Annotated in this window: 15 protein-coding genes; 7 read left to right on the top strand and 8 right to left on the bottom strand. The window is 63.7% G+C overall.

Going from position 1 to position 14713, the window contains the following annotated elements:
• The first annotated feature begins 322 nt into the window (after positions 1–322).
• Genes sdhC through sdhA form a run of 3 tightly spaced genes read left to right on the top strand, consistent with a single transcriptional unit; the run spans position 323 to position 2858 of the window.
• Positions 323–655: a succinate dehydrogenase, cytochrome b556 subunit gene (gene sdhC / locus MRBLSP13_RS14395; protein WP_414714716.1), complete on the top strand. Its 333-nt coding sequence runs from the start codon at positions 323–325 to the stop codon at positions 653–655.
• Positions 655–1044, top strand: a complete 390-nt coding sequence (sdhD, locus tag MRBLSP13_RS14390) for a succinate dehydrogenase, hydrophobic membrane anchor protein (RefSeq protein ID WP_133654817.1) — start codon at positions 655–657, stop codon at positions 1042–1044. The genes sdhC and sdhD overlap by 1 nt, the downstream gene beginning before the upstream one ends.
• Positions 1044–2858: a succinate dehydrogenase flavoprotein subunit gene (gene sdhA / locus MRBLSP13_RS14385; protein ID WP_363734439.1), complete on the top strand. Its 1815-nt coding sequence runs from the start codon at positions 1044–1046 to the stop codon at positions 2856–2858. Before sdhD ends, sdhA begins: the two co-directional genes overlap by 1 nt.
• Before the next feature lie 360 nt (positions 2859–3218).
• Here sdhA and MRBLSP13_RS14380 read toward each other — a convergent pair whose 3' ends face one another.
• The 7 genes from MRBLSP13_RS14380 to MRBLSP13_RS14350 form a co-directional block, all read right to left on the bottom strand.
• Positions 3219–4214: a sensor domain-containing diguanylate cyclase gene (locus MRBLSP13_RS14380; protein WP_363734440.1), complete on the bottom strand. Its 996-nt coding sequence runs from the start codon at positions 4212–4214 to the stop codon at positions 3219–3221.
• Positions 4215–4332: 118 nt separating this feature from the next.
• Positions 4333–4605, bottom strand: coding sequence for an HPr family phosphocarrier protein (locus MRBLSP13_RS14375; RefSeq protein ID WP_363734441.1), 273 nt, complete (start codon positions 4603–4605; stop codon positions 4333–4335).
• Positions 4602–5006, bottom strand: a complete 405-nt coding sequence (locus MRBLSP13_RS14370; protein WP_363734442.1) for a PTS sugar transporter subunit IIA — start codon at positions 5004–5006, stop codon at positions 4602–4604. Before MRBLSP13_RS14370 ends, MRBLSP13_RS14375 begins: the two co-directional genes overlap by 4 nt.
• A 32-nt stretch (positions 5007–5038) precedes the next feature.
• Positions 5039–5971, bottom strand: coding sequence for an RNase adapter RapZ (gene rapZ, locus MRBLSP13_RS14365; RefSeq protein WP_363734443.1), 933 nt, complete (start codon positions 5969–5971; stop codon positions 5039–5041).
• Complete coding sequence (locus MRBLSP13_RS14360) at positions 5968–6417, bottom strand: HPr kinase/phosphorylase (RefSeq protein WP_363734444.1); 450 nt, start codon at positions 6415–6417, stop codon at positions 5968–5970. The genes rapZ and MRBLSP13_RS14360 overlap by 4 nt, the downstream gene beginning before the upstream one ends.
• A gap of 156 nt (positions 6418–6573) precedes the next feature.
• Complete coding sequence (locus MRBLSP13_RS14355; protein WP_363755187.1) at positions 6574–8169, bottom strand: stimulus-sensing domain-containing protein; 1596 nt, start codon at positions 8167–8169, stop codon at positions 6574–6576.
• Complete coding sequence (locus MRBLSP13_RS14350) at positions 8135–8842, bottom strand: response regulator transcription factor (protein WP_363755185.1); 708 nt, start codon at positions 8840–8842, stop codon at positions 8135–8137. The genes MRBLSP13_RS14355 and MRBLSP13_RS14350 overlap by 35 nt, the downstream gene beginning before the upstream one ends.
• Positions 8843–9102: 260 nt before the next feature.
• On the opposite strand from MRBLSP13_RS14350, the gene MRBLSP13_RS14345 reads away from it, so the two are divergent.
• From MRBLSP13_RS14345 to MRBLSP13_RS14330, 4 genes are all read left to right on the top strand, one after another.
• Positions 9103–10698: a phosphoenolpyruvate carboxykinase gene (locus MRBLSP13_RS14345; protein WP_363755183.1), complete on the top strand. Its 1596-nt coding sequence runs from the start codon at positions 9103–9105 to the stop codon at positions 10696–10698.
• Positions 10699–10830: 132 nt separating this feature from the next.
• Positions 10831–11148, top strand: a complete 318-nt coding sequence (locus MRBLSP13_RS14340) for a hypothetical protein (RefSeq protein WP_133654826.1) — start codon at positions 10831–10833, stop codon at positions 11146–11148.
• A gap of 550 nt (positions 11149–11698) precedes the next feature.
• Positions 11699–12514, top strand: a complete 816-nt coding sequence (locus MRBLSP13_RS14335; RefSeq protein WP_363734448.1) for a ferredoxin--NADP reductase — start codon at positions 11699–11701, stop codon at positions 12512–12514.
• Positions 12515–12603: 89 nt separating this feature from the next.
• A complete protein-coding gene (locus MRBLSP13_RS14330; RefSeq protein ID WP_363755181.1) occupies positions 12604–12915 on the top strand; it encodes a hypothetical protein in 312 nt (103 codons plus the stop codon).
• A 162-nt stretch (positions 12916–13077) separates the two neighbouring features.
• Here the strand turns inward: MRBLSP13_RS14330 and MRBLSP13_RS14325 are convergent, their stop codons facing one another.
• Positions 13078–14682, bottom strand: coding sequence for an alpha-amylase family glycosyl hydrolase (locus MRBLSP13_RS14325; protein ID WP_363755179.1), 1605 nt, complete (start codon positions 14680–14682; stop codon positions 13078–13080).
• Between the last annotated feature and the right edge of the window lie 31 nt (positions 14683–14713).

Below are 14713 nucleotides of genomic sequence, written 5' to 3'. Positions count from 1 at the left end.
CTTATTGTCAGCTCGGGTGATAGCGCCATTTGGTTAATCACTTCTTAGGACCGACGGATATCGAACGCGCCTGACCGGCAGGAAGCCGCTGGTCCGCATCAGGCGGCGCAAAGTCGGCATTTGCAGTGGTCGGACGGCAAAATGTTCCGCCTGTTGTGGAACGAACGGTCGATCGCGCCTTCGGGGCGGCTTGCCCTCCCGGCATATCGCTCTTAAGGGGACGAGACTCGAGGGACAACATCAGGGACGTAGGGAAGATATGGCGCGAACCACGAGCCGGCCGCTCTCGCCGCATTTGACGATCTGGAAATGGGGGCCAGCCATGGCTGTTTCCATCATGCATCGCGTGACCGGCAACGGTCTGGCGACGGTGGGCGCGATGGGACTGGTGTGGTGGCTGATGGCCGCCGCCACCGGGCCGGATGCCTATGCGACCTTCGTCGCCTGCGCGACTTCGCCGATCGGCTATCTGGTGATGGCGGGCATTAGCTGGTTCTTCTTCCAGCATCTCTGCTCTGGGCTTCGCCATTTCGTGCTCGACCTGGGCGCGGGCTATGAGCTCAAGAACAACAAGACCTGGTCGGTGCTGACCTTCGTCCTCTCGACGCTCCTCACCGTCGCCTTCTGGGCGGCCATCTGCACGGGGAAATTCTGATGGGAACCGGAACCGGAATCGGCCGCGTCCGCGGTCTTGGATCGGCCAGGCATGGCGCGCATCACTGGCTGGCGCAGCGCTATACGGCCGTCGGCAACCTGGCTCTGGTGCTGTGGCTGCTGATCAGCCTGATCGCGCTGCCGGGCCTTGACTATCAGAGCGTCCATAACTGGATCGCGCAGCCGCTGGTCGCCGTGCCGCTAATGCTGATGCTGGTCAGCATCTTCTATCACCTGCGCCTGGGCATGCAGATCATGCTGGAGGACTATGTCCACGACAAGGGCCTCAGCTTCTTCTGCATTCTGCTGCTGAACTTCTATGCCATTGGCGGCGCGTCCGCGGGCATCTTCGCGATCGCAAAGATCGCCTTCACGGGGATCGTCAAATAATGAGCGAAGCCTACAAGATCATTGACCACAGCTATGACACGGTCGTCGTGGGTGCTGGCGGTTCCGGTCTGCGCGCCACCATGGGCAGCGCGGAAGCGGGCCTGAAGACCGCCTGCATCACCAAGCTGTTCCCGACCCGCAGCCACACCGTGGCGGCGCAGGGCGGCATCGCGGCCAGCCTTGGCAACAATTCGCCCGACCACTGGACCTGGCACATGTACGACACCGTCAAGGGGTCGGACTGGCTGGGCGACCAGGACGCGATCGAATATATGGTGCGCGAAGCGCCGGCGGCCGTGATCGAGCTGGAACATGCCGGCGTGCCGTTCAGCCGCAACGACAATGGCACCATTTACCAGCGTCCGTTCGGCGGCCACATGCAGAATATGGGCGCCGGCCCGCCGGTGCAGCGCACCTGCGCCGCCGCCGACCGTACCGGCCACGCCATGCTGCACGCCCTGTACCAGCAGAGCCTGAAGTATGACGCGGACTTCTACATCGAATATTTCGCCATCGACCTGATCATGGAAGACGGCCCGAACGGCAAGGAATGCCGGGGCGTCATCGCGATCTGCATGGAGGATGGATCGATCCACCGCTTCCGCAGCAAGGCGGTGGTGCTGGCGACGGGCGGTTACGGCCGCGCCTATTTCTCCGCCACGTCGGCGCATAGCTGCACCGGCGACGGCGGCGGCATGGTACTGCGCGCGGGCCTGCCGCTCCAGGACCTGGAGTTCGTGCAGTTCCACCCGACCGGCATTTACGGCGCGGGCGTGCTGATCACCGAAGGCGCGCGCGGCGAGGGCGGGTACCTCACCAACTCCGAGGGTGAGCGCTTCATGGAGCGCTATGCGCCGTCGGCCAAGGATCTGGCGTCACGTGACGTCGTGTCCCGCTCCATGGCGATGGAAATGCGCGAAGGGCGCGGCGTGGGTCCGAACAAGGACCACATCTACCTGCACCTCGACCATATCGATCCCAAGGTGCTGGCGGAACGCCTGCCGGGCATCACCGAAAGCGGCAAGATCTTCGCGGGCGTCGACCTGACCCGGCAGCCGTTGCCGGTGACGCCGACCGTCCACTATAATATGGGCGGCATTCCCTGCAATTATCATGGGCAGGTGGTGACCAAGGTCGGCGACGATCCGGAAGTGGTGGTGCCGGGCCTCTATGCGGTCGGCGAAGCGGCCTGTGTCTCGGTCCATGGCGCGAACCGCCTGGGTTCCAACTCGCTGATCGACCTGGTCGTGTTCGGCCGCGCAACCGGCCTGCACCTCAAGGAAACGATCAAGCCCAACGGCACGCACCGTCCGTTGCCCAAGGATGCGGCCGATCTGGCGCTTTCGCGCCTCGACCACTACCGCAATGCCAAGGGTGGCTCGCCCACGGCGAAGATCCGCCTGGAAATGCAGCACACCATGCAGAAGCATGCTGCCGTGTTCCGCGACAGCGCGCTGCTGTCGGAAGGCGTGCAGAAGATGGTGCAGGTCAATGCCAGCATGCAGGATGTCGGCGTCAGCGACCGCTCGCTGATCTGGAACACCGACCTCATCGAGACGCTGGAGCTGGACAATCTGATGAGCCAGGCGGTCTGCACCATGGTCAGCGCGGAAAACCGCAAGGAAAGCCGTGGCGCCCATGCGCATGAGGACTTCCCGAACCGCGACGACGAAAACTGGATGAAGCACACCGTGAGCTGGTTCGAGGGCTGGGGCGGCACGGGCGGCAAGGTGTCGCTCGATTACCGTCCGGTGCACGATTATACGCTCACCGACGAGGCGGAATATATCAAGCCGAAGGCGCGCGTTTACTAATACTAAGGACGGATCGACATTCAGCCCTGATGGCCTGCAAATGGCGGCCTTTCGTGCTTCCGGAACTCACCTACTGGAAGTAGGCTGCGCGCCGGGTCACGAAAAACCACCATTTTCGGCTCGTCATCATCTGAACGTCGATCCGTCCTAAAGGGCTTTCCAGGCGATCGGAACGGTCGCGAGGGACCCGGCAGATCGCAATCGCTTGAAGCTGTTATGCGGAGAGGGCGGGCTTTACAGCTCGCCCTTTTCTTTCATGCGGATATTACTGTGTCGGAACGATGGTCGCCTAAGCTGCGCTTCTTCCGTCCATGATCAGGCGGGGCCAAGGCCTCCATTCCGTCCCATCAAGGCAGCGTTTCAGGTGGCGTGGGAGCTTCCGTGCCGCGCGACGGCGACGCGGTTCCGGCCGGAACGCTTGGCCTCGTAAAGGGCCATGTCCGCGACCGCCAGCCAGCTTTCGCCGGTCGGCCAGTCGCCGCGCAGTTCCGCCACGCCGAAGCTGGCGGTTGCGCGCAGCGGCGGGGTGCCGGCTATTTCCGCGGCGGCGATCGCGTCGCAGAAGCGTTGCGCCGCCCTGGCGGCGTCCTCTATGGGCGTTTCGGGCAGCAATATGCCGAATTCCTCCCCGCCCAGCCGGCCGAGCGAATCGCTGGGTCGTTGCAGGCCGGTGCAGAGCTGGGCGATGCCGCGGATCACCTGGTCTCCGGCAGGATGGCCATAGGTGTCGTTGATATGCTTGAAATGGTCGATGTCGAACAGCAGCAGGCTGGCGGGCCGCTGATGACGTTCGAATAGGGCGATGGCGCGGTTCATTTCGCCCAGGAAAGCGCGGCGGCTGAGCGCGCCGGTCAGATGATCGCGCTCCGCGATGCGGCGCAGTTCGAGCTGTTCGACCACCAGCGCCGCGAGATTCCTGAGGATGGCGATCTGCGCCGGGTCGAACTCCCGCGGCACGGTGTCGATCGCGCAGAGCGAACCGATATTATAGCCGTCGGGCGTTTCCAGCGGGATGCCGGCATAGCTGCGGATATTGGGATCCCCCGTCACCAGCGGATTGTCGCGGAAGCACTCATCCTCCTGGGCGTCGGCAATGATCAGCGGCGCCCGCTGGCGGATGGTGTGCGCGCAGAAGGCGACATCGCGCGAGGTTTGCGTTGCGTCGAGTCCGGCCAGCGACTTGAACCATTGCCGGTCCGTATCCACCAGCGAGACGGCGGAAATCGGCACGCCCAAAATGCTGCGGACCAGATCGGTGATGCGGTCGAAAGAGGGCTCTCGCGGCGTGTCCAGAACCTCATAGCGGTTGAGCGCGGCCAGCCGCGCCGGTTCGTCCATCAGCTTGGGATCGAGCATTGCCAACCGTCCTCAACCGGCGGCGCGCCCCTTCCGCGCACCGCGATTCTCGTTCGCCATTAATCTGTGATAGTCGTTTTTGCCCCGGCTGACAAAGACTTGACGGGTGCAGCCTGTCCTATTCCTCGCCGAATTTGTCTTCGACAAGGGTCACGAGCTTGCCCAGCGAATCGGCCGCCTCAGGCCCGCTGGCGCTGATCGTGATGCTGTCGCCCATCGCCGCGCCCAGCATCATCAGGCCCATGATGGAGGTTCCGGTGACCTCGCTGCCATCCTTGCGCACCGTGATCTGCGCGGGCAGGCCGCTGGCCAGGGTCACGAATTTCGCACTGGCCCGAGCATGCAGGCCGCGCCGGTTGCTGATCCTGACTTCCTGGCTGATTTCGCTCATGTGGTGCTGCCCAACAGTTCCGATGCGACGCTGATATATTTCTGACCTGCTTCCCGCGCGGCGGCGACGGCCTGGCGCACGTCCATGACCTTGCGCGCGCTTTCCAGGCGGATCAGCATCGGCAGGTTGATGCCCGCGATCACCTCGATCTCGCCGGCCTTCAGCAGCGATATGGCAAGGTTGGACGGGGTGCCGCCGAACAGGTCGGTCAGCAGGATGACCCCGGTTCCATCGTTCACGCGCGCCACCGCGTTGGCGATGTCGGTGCGACGCATTTCCATGTCGTCCTCAGGCCCGATGCAGATGGTTTCGATCTGCTGCTGCGGACCGACCACATGCTCCATCGCGACAACGAATTCCGTCGCCAGCGCCCCGTGGGTGACGAGTACCAATCCAATCATCTTGCTTGCGTGGCCCACCTGTTTTTCATGAATTACGCTTTCGGGCCTCCCGGTCCGCGCTTCTCCAGGGCGTCCTGGGGCGCTGATTCCATATTTCGGTGCGAGACCGTGGGCGAAAAGCCCGCATCTTGCAAGTATCTGGCGACGCGTTCGGCCACATGGACCGACCTGTGGCGGCCGCCCGTGCAGCCGAACGCTACGGTAACATAGCTTTTTCCGCCCTCCGCGTAGCGGGGCAGCAGCAGGGCCAGCAATTGTTCGATGCGCCCGACCGCCTCATCATAGGCGGGATCTTCCTTGATATAGGCGGCGACGTCGGGATCGAGCCCGGTCTTGGGCCGCAGCGCATCCTCCCAATGCGGGTTGCGCAGGAAGCGCATGTCGAACAGCAGGTCCGCGTTCAGCGGCACGCCGCGCGAATAGCCGAAGGACATGATCGTCAGCACCGGGTCCGACAGCCCCTCCTGCGCGAAGCGGTTGCGGATTTCCTGCTGCAGCCCGTTGCTGGTGAGGCTGCTGGTGTCGATCACCTGATTGGCCCAGCGGCGCAGCGGTTCCGTCAATTCCCGTTCGCGGGCGATGCCATGACGGGCGGGACGGTCGGTGGCCAGCGGATGGCGGCGGCGCGTCTCCGCGAAACGGCGCTCCAGTTCCTGGCCGGAACAGTCGAGGAACAGGGTGTCCACATCATGGCCATGGCGCGTCCGCAGCGCCTTGATCCGCTGGACGATGGCGGCCGCGTCAAAGCCGCGCGTCCGCGCGTCGATGCCCAGCGCCAGGGGACGGTCCGTCCCTTCCTCATGCCCCTCCGGCAAGGGCGTGTCGAGCAGCCGGTCGAGCAGGACGAGCGGCAGATTGTCGACCACTTCCCAGCCCATATCCTCCAGCGTCTTGAGCGCGGTCGTCTTGCCCGCGCCCGACAGGCCGGACACCAGCAGGATGGTCTTCGGCGCGATCCGGCTCACAATGGGTCCGCGCCTTTCAGGCCCAGCTTCCTGACGGCGAGTTCGACCTTGATCGGGGTGGAGGCTTCGAACGGGGCGAGGCGGACGACAGGGATGTCGACGCCCGCAATCGCGCGCTGCGCGGTCTCAAGCGGCATGCGCTCCACATCGTCGCTGAGGTCGACGGCCAGGGCAACGGGAGCATTGTCGGCATGGGGCATGCCGACCAGGCCCAGGCCCCGCACCTCCATCATGCCGGCGATCCGGTCAGGCGCGCGGGCGAACAGCTGTCCCTCTATTTCCAGCAGGCGGGTATAGTCGTCGCTCACCAGCACGGCACCGCGATCGATCAGGCGCAGCGCCAGGTCGGACTTGCCCATGCCGCTGCTGCCGCAGAGCAGGACAGCCCGGCCGTCAATCGCCACGCTGGTAGCATGCAGGGTTTCGGAAGATTGTGTCGACGCCATATCGCCTTATCGCTTTGGCGCCATATTAGCCCCTGTTGGCGCTGGTGGGAATCGAATTAACCGACACGTTCCCATTATGATGCAGTTGGCCCATTATGACGCAGTTGGCTCATTACGACGCAGTTGGTGGGGCGGATCGGCTCCCGCTTTGCATCCTTATTCCGATATGATGCCCGGATCGCGCTCGACCGCCATGGGCAGCCGCACGATGAAGCAGGCGCCGCTCTGCGCGTCCTGGCGGTCCGCAATGCTGATCTTGCCCTGATGCCCCTCCACGATGGAGCGGGCGATGGCGAGGCCGAGGCCCGAATGCTTGCCGAACGCTTCATTTTCCGGCCGGACGCTGTGGAACCGGCGGAAGACATGTTCGCGTTCCGACTTCGGGACGCCTGGCCCCTGGTCCTCGACGCTGACCAGCACTTCATTGTCCGCCACGGTCGCGACGATCTGGACCAGTCCGTCGTCGGGGGAGAAGGAGATCGCGTTGTCGATGAGGTTGTCGAGCACGCGGATGATCCGTTGTTCCTCGCCCAGCACCACAGCGACATTCTTGCGCGGACGGGCAAAGGCGAGGCCGACGCCGCGAGGCACGCCGCGCGCTTCGCGGGCAACGACCATCTTTTCGATCAACAGGCCAAGGTCGATCGGCTCGAAACGGGTGCGGGACAATTGCGCATCGATGCGGGACGCTTCGGCAATGTCGGTCACCAGTCGGTCGAGCCGGAGCACATCGTCCTGCGCGATCGCCATCAGCTGCGCCCGCAGATCCGGCTTGTCCACCCGGTCGAGCGCATCGAGGGCGGAGCGCAGCGAGGCGATGGGGTTCTTGAGCTCATGGCTGACATCGGCGGCGAAGGCGTCAGTGGCGTCGATCCGCTGGCGCAGCGCATGGCTCATGTCGGAAAGGGCGCGGGCGAGCATGCCGATTTCGTCCCGCCGGTCGGGCAGGCGCGGCACGGTTACCTCGCGCGCCCGGCCGAGGCGTACGCGCACCGCGGCGCGGGCGAGGCGCTGAAGCGGTTGCACGATCGTGCGCGCCAGGAACAGCGACAACAGGATCGAGGCCAGCACCGCCGCCGCCAGGACCATGCCCAGACGGAAGCGCTCTGCCCGGACAGTGCGGGTGATGTCGCGGGCATTTTCGGTCGCGAGCAGGCTGGTGCCGTCCTTCACGTTGACGGCGGCCGAAATCATGAAGGTGCGATCGGGCGCATAGCGGTTCACCGCCTGTGTGTGGCCGCTGCCGCGCGCCGCCACCAGTTCGGGCCAGGCCTGCGCCCGATCGACCGCCGGTTCCTCGAAATTGGGCGGCCGGTCGGCGGACACGACCCGATCGATCACCCTGTCGAGGAAGCGGGCGACATGGCGCTGCCATTCCTCCTCCTCCGGCACGCGCAGACGATAGCGCGGCGCGTTCATGGTGAAGCTGTCCGCGATCAGCCGTCCGGCTGCGTCATAGCGGCGGACCCGGTCCTCCGTCTGCCGCGCATAGGCGGCGATCAGCGCATTCTGCCGGTCGGCCGGTGCGTTTTCCAGGCCGATGGCCAGCAGCTTCAATTCCCGCGCCGACTGCTGCAACCGGTCGTCGACGATGCGCGTGCGGTAGCTGTCCAGATAGAAGAAGCCGCCCGCCAGCAGCGCCAGCGCGAACACATTGACCGCCAGGATGCGCGGGGTCAGGCTGATCCGGCCGGACCAGCTCCACCCGGCGCCCGCGTCATGCTTCTTCGGAGAAACGGTAGCCGGCGCCATAGAGGGTGTCGATCGCGTTGAATTCGGGGTCGACTTCGCGGAACTTGCGGCGAAGGCGCTTGATGTGGCTGTCGATGGTGCGGTCGTCGACATAGACGTCGTCCTGATAGGCGGCATCCATCAACTGGTTGCGGTTCTTGACCACGCCGGGGCGGGCGGCAAGCGTTTCCAGGATCAGGAATTCCGTGACGGTCAGGGTCACGTCGCGGCCCATCCATTTGACCCGGTGGCGGGCGGGGTCCATTTCCAGCCGGCCGCGCACGATGGGTTCGGCGACCGGCTCGTCCGGTGCGGCGTCCACCTTGCGGGCCTCCGACCGGCGCAGGATCGCCCGGATGCGCGCGATCAGCAGCCTTTGGGAGAAGGGCTTGCTGATATAATCGTCTGCCCCCATGGCAAGGCCTAGCGCCTCGTCCAGCTCATCGGCCTTGGACGTCAGGAATATGACCGGCATATGGCTTTTCTCACGCAGCCGCCGCAGCAGTTCCAGCCCGTCCATGCGGGGCATCTTGATGTCGAACACGGCCAGATCGGCCGGGTTTTCGATCAGCGCCTTCAGTGCCGCTTCCGGATCCGAATAGAGGCGTGTCAGGAAACCTTCCGTCTGCAACGCGATGGAGACGGAGGTCAGTATGTTCTTGTCGTCGTCCACCAGGGCGATGGTTGCGGTCATGCTGCGTCCCGAAAATCGTCGGCAAGAGGAATGTCCCTGCGTTAGACGAACCCGGCTGCCCCCGCAAGGAAGGTCGGCAGGGGGATTATGCGGTGTAGTCATGGGAATTCGGGATAAATGCAGCAGGCGTGAAGTTTTCGGGGGTTTGACGCGCTTTATGCAAAGGCCTATGCCCGATGCGTCTGCAGCAGACGGCGCCAAGCGGCAGGAAGATCGCGGCGTTGGGAGGCGGACCGATAATGATATTCAGGAGTATAGGCGTGCAGGCCAAATCCCCTTTCACCCTCGATCAGCAGGGTATTTCCACCGGCGCTGTTCAATATTGGAATCTGGGTACCGCGCCGCTGGTCGAAGCCGCGCTCGCCAATGGCGAAGGCATTTTGGCCAAGGACGGCCCGCTGGTCGTAAAGACGGGCAAGCATACCGGCCGGTCGGCCAGCGACAAGTTCATCGTCAGGGACGCGGGAACCGAATCCACCGTCTGGTGGGGCAAGACCAACGTCCCCATGACGCCGGAGCATTTCGCCGCTCTCAAGGCCGACTTTTTCGCGGCGCTGGGACAGAAGGACAAGCTCTACATCGCGGACCTGTTCGGCGGATCGCAGCCCGAGCACCGCGTCAATGTGCGCATCATCAACGAATTCGCGTGGCACAACCTGTTCATCCGCACGCTGCTGGTCCGTCCGGGCGCGGATGAGCTGGCGGGCTTCATGCCAGAATATACGATCATCGACCTGCCGACCTTCCGCGCCGATCCGGCGCGCCACGGCAGCCGCAGCGAAACCGTCATCGCGGTCAACTTCACCGAGAAGCTGATCCTGATCGGCGGCACCCGCTATGCCGGCGAGATGAAGAAGTCGGTGTTCGGCATCCTCAACTATCTGCTGCCCACGCGCGGCGTGATGCCCATGCACTGTTCGGCGAATATCGGCCCGAACGGCGACACCGCCGTCTTCTTCGGCCTGTCGGGCACGGGCAAGACCACCCTGTCGGCCGATGCCAGCCGCACGCTGATCGGCGATGACGAGCATGGCTGGTCGGACACCGCCGTCTTCAATTTCGAGGGCGGCTGCTATGCCAAGATGATCAACCTGTCGGCCGAGGCCGAGCCGGAGATCTTCGCCACCACCAAGCGTTTCGGCACGGTGCTGGAAAATGTCGTGATCGACGAGGAAACGCGCGAGATTGACCTGGACGACAACAGTCTGGCCGAGAACAGCCGCGGTTCCTACCCGATCGACTTCATCCCGAACGCGTCGGAGAAGAATCTGGGGCCGGTGCCGAAGAACATCATCTTCCTGACCGCCGATGCCTATGGCGTGCTGCCGCCGATTGCGCGTCTGACGCCGGACCAGGCCATGTATCACTTCCTGTCGGGCTATACCGCGCGCGTCGCGGGGACCGAGATCGGCGTGACGGAGCCTTCGGCGACCTTCTCCACCTGCTTCGGCGCGCCCTTCATGCCGCGCCATCCGTCGGTCTACGGCAATCTGCTGAAGGAGAGGATCAACAAGGGCGGCGTCACCTGCTGGCTGGTCAATACCGGCTGGACCGGCGGCAAATATGGCGTTGGCCAGCGCATGCCGATCAAGGTGACCCGCGCGTTGCTGAACGCGGCGCTGGACGGCAGCCTCAACGATGCCGAATTCCGCACCGACCCCAATTTCGGGTTCCAGGTGCCGGTGGCGGTGCCGGGCGTCGATAAGACCATCCTCGATCCGCGGGCGACCTGGAACGACAAGGCGGCCTATGACGAGACGGCGGGCAAGCTGGTAAAGCAGTTTGTCGACAATTTCGCCCAGTTCGAAAATCATGTCGACGCCTCCGTGCGCGAGGCGGCACTGACGGCCGCCTGACAGGCGCGACCCCTTTCGAAGGAGGCCGGTGGAGAGATCTTCCGGCCTCCTTCGTTCTCGGCCAACCTCTTTCGCTTTCGATCTGCCGGCCGCAATGCTATCCTGTGGCAAATCATTGGCGGGACATGAGCTATGGCGCTTTTTGACGATTTGATCGGAAATATGGGCGGACTGGAGGCGGTGGCCGCCAGGATCGGCCTTCAGCCTGAGCAGATGCAGGCCCTGATGAGCGAAATAGGCGGCAAGATCGGGGCGGGTGAAACCGATGTCGCAGCTCTTGCGACCACGGCTGCCGAGCATGGCGTGTCGGCCGACAAATTGCAGGAATTGTTTGCGCAGTTCGGCGGACCTGAAGCGATATTGTCGAAGATCGGCGGGCTGTTCGACCGGGACGGCGACGGCAATCCGCTCAACGAACTGGGTGGCCTTGCAAAGGGTCTCTTCGGCTGACAATTCGCGCGGCCTTCCCTGTCCAGGGGGCCGGGATCGCGATGGTAAGCGGGCATTATCGACCGGCTTTTACTGCCGATGGTGAAAGCATACCCCCGATGGGGTATGCTTTTGGATAGAGAATCCCTTATAAGCTGGCCCTGGGGATGGACGTGTCGGTGTCCGAAGCAGGGGAAGTCATCATGCCGGGGGGTCTGCTGCGCGGCGCCGCCGCCATTGCCATGCTGTTGAGCGGCCAAGCGCAGGCGCATGGCCTATCTTCCTTCAGCGAGCGGATGCGGGACGGTGCCTGCTTGCCCGCCTATCGTGCATTGCTTGGGCCGCGACCCGGCGATCCTTCCTGCTGTGTTCCCGGACGCCGGGCAGTGCCGCCCCTTTGCCCGCGGTCCTGAACCGAGGCGGATGGCCATCAGCTTTCGCCCCGACAAGTTTTTTCACCTTGCCTTGGAACGCCCCAGGGGGCATTCGCGCTGCATCGCCTATTGCGAAGCTGACGCAACTGACGCTCTTGCCCAGCGACAGTCGCCCTGAATCTGGCAGGGGAAAAGGTTTGAACGACGTGACGATCGAAAAGCCGGCATTGGAACCGACCGGCGCGCTTTCCGTGGAAACCGTGCTGTCGGTGCGGCATTGGAACGAGCATCTTTTCAGCTTCCGCATCACGCGGCCGGCCAGCTTCCGCTTCCGGTCGGGCGAGTTCGTGATGATCGGCCTGCAAGGCGATAATGGCAAGCCGCTGCTGCGCGCCTATTCCGTCGCCAGCCCCGCCTGGGACGAGGAACTGGAATTCCTGTCGATCAAGGTGCAGGACGGCCCGCTGACGTCCAGGCTGCAATTGATCCAGCCGGGCGACCAGATCTATCTTGGGCGCAAGCCGACCGGGACGCTCGTCACCGACGCCTTGTTGCCCGGCAAGCGATTGTTTATGCTGTCGACCGGCACGGGCCTGGCGCCTTTCCTCAGCCTGGCGCGCGATCCGGACGTCTACGAATTTTATGAGCAGGTCGTGGTCGTGCATTCGGTGCGCCGTGTCAGCGACCTTGCCTTTCATGACGAGCTGTCAGGCAAGCTGGCGGAAGATCCGCTGGTGGCTGAGCAGGCGGCAAACCAGTTTCACTATGTGCCGACCGTGACGCGCGAACCGTTTCGGAACAATGCGCGCATCGACAAGCTGATGGAAACCGGCACCTTGTTCGAAGGCATTCCGGGCGAGGCGAGGTTCAATCCGGAAACCGACCGGATCATGATGTGCGGCAGCATGGAGATGATCAAGCAGTTCGGCGCCTATTTCGAGGAACAGGGCTTTGCCGAAGGCTCCAACGCCGCGCCGGGCGCCTATGTGATCGAGCGCGCCTTCGTAGGCTGATCGCACCGGGACGGACTTCCGTTCTGACGGACTGCAAAGGGCGGATTTCCACTTCCGGCGCTTGCGCGGCCTCCTATTGGGCCGCGCGCGTGGAGGCGTCCTTACGGCTGGCGCACGAGCAGCTCAAGAGCGACAAGGAGCAGGCGGCGATCCGTGCCGCGGTCGAGGCGCAGCAATTTGCGGATACGGCCATTGGCGAGAGCCGCCAGCGCGCCGACGCCGACGCGCAGATGCAGGCTTCCACCGCGGCGGTCGCGCAACAGGATGCCGCAGCGGCCAATGCACGGGCCGAGGCCGCCGAGCGTGCAGCCACCATGTTTTGCGTGATGGAAAAGAGTGACCCGGAACAATCGCGGATGGCGCGCTTTTTCCACTTGCCGAATGCAAATCCGACCAGATGACAGCGAACGGCACCGCCGGTCCCCCTTCTATGGGACCGACCGGCCAGGAAATTACGGAAAGCCGAAAGTTCGCGCGGCGATTTGATCTGGATTAAGAAAATATCCGCTTTCCGCATGTTTGTTGCGCGCCGACCGCTCGGTGCAGCATGAGGGCGATGGATATTATCGTGCCGGGGTGACGATCCTTGCAACCATGCCGGACGCCGCCGGGAAGAGCCGGTTTTCCACTCCGCCTGTCGTCAGCAGTGGCTGGCACGGCTCCTGGAGGGCCCAGGCGACTGGCTGGCTGCCGAGGTTGAAGGCGCAGAGCAGCCGTTCATCCTCATGCGCGCGTTCGAAAAGGAGCAGGTCATCGGGAGCGTCCCGGAAATGGATGGCGCCCGCCCGCAATGCAAGCGACCCATTGCGCAGCGCCAGCACCCGTCGCGTCCAGTGCAGGAGGGAATCCGGCCGCGCCTCCTGCACGTCGACGGCGAGCGCGCGATGCGTTTCCCCCATCGGCAGCCACGGCCTGGCCTCGGAAAACCCCATATAGGGCGCATCGGACCGCCATGGCATCGGCGTTCGCGCGCCATCGCGGGATAGGGTCAGCGGCCAGTTGGCGATGGCTTCGGGATCCTGCAGATCCTCGAAGGCGATGTCGACCTGCGGCAGCCCCAGCTCCTCGCCATAATAAAGGAAGATATTGCCGCGCAGACAGGCCAGCAGCAGTATCTTCATCCGGCAATAGGCTTCCGCATCCAAGCCCTTGGCCCAACGCGAGACGGCGCGGGGAGCATCGTGATTTTCGAACGCCCAACTTGGCCAGCCCGCATGAGTCTGGGCTGGCCATTTGACAAGCGCCGTCCTCAGGAAATCGGCGTTCAGGTCCGGCGCATAGAGAAAATCGAAGCCATAAGCGGTGTTCAGCCGGCTATCCCCCTGGGTGAAGGCCTTCATTTCGATGTCGCTGTTTTCGCCGCCGACTTCGGCCACGGTAAAGCGGTCTTCATATTCGTCGAAGACTTTCCGGACCTTTTCCAGGAACAGTGGAATGTCGGGATGGCTCTGGCTGTATTTCTTGATCTGGAAATCAAAGGGGCGCGTGCGGACCTTGCCGTCTTCGGGGGCGGGCGGGTTGTCGCGCAGTCGCGGGTCGTGCATCGAATGGTTGATCGCGTCGATACGAAAACCGTCGACGCCCCGGTCCAGCCAGAAGCGGATGATGTCGAACACGCTTTCCTGCACCTGAGGATGATGCAGGTGCAGTTGCGGCTGCTGAGTCAGGAACTGGTGCATATAATATTGGCCGCGCCGCGCATCCCAGGTCCAGGCCGGGCCTCCGAAAACCGACTGCCAGTTGTTGGGCGGCGTTCCATCCGGCTTTGGATCGGCCCAGACATACCAGTCCGCCCTGGCATTGTCGCGGCTTGAGCGGCTTTCGACGAACCAGGGGTGCTCATCGGACGTATGCGCCCAGACCTGATCGACGATGATGCGCAGGCCCAGTTCATGCGTCCGTGCCACCAGGGCGTCGAAATCCGCAAGCGTGCCGAAGATCGGGTCGACATCGCAATAGTCCGACACGTCATAGCCGAAATCGCGCATGGGGCTCTTGAAGAAGGGAGAAAGCCAGATGGCATCCACCCCAAGCGATGCGACATAGGGCAGATGCGCGGTGATGCCCGGAAGGTCGCCTATGCCGTCACCATTGGAATCGGCGAAGCTGCGGGGATAGATCTGGTAAATGGCGGCGCCGCGCCACCAGGGCAGTTTTTTCTCCGTCATGGGGCAGGACCACTCCACGCATTGATTGCAT

It is taken from the genome of Sphingobium sp. LSP13-1-1.1, assembly GCF_040676415.1.
Taxonomy (GTDB): Bacteria; Pseudomonadota; Alphaproteobacteria; order Sphingomonadales; family Sphingomonadaceae; genus Sphingobium.
Note: the sequence above shows the minus strand (reverse complement) of the source record. Positions and strands in the feature narration are given on the sequence as shown.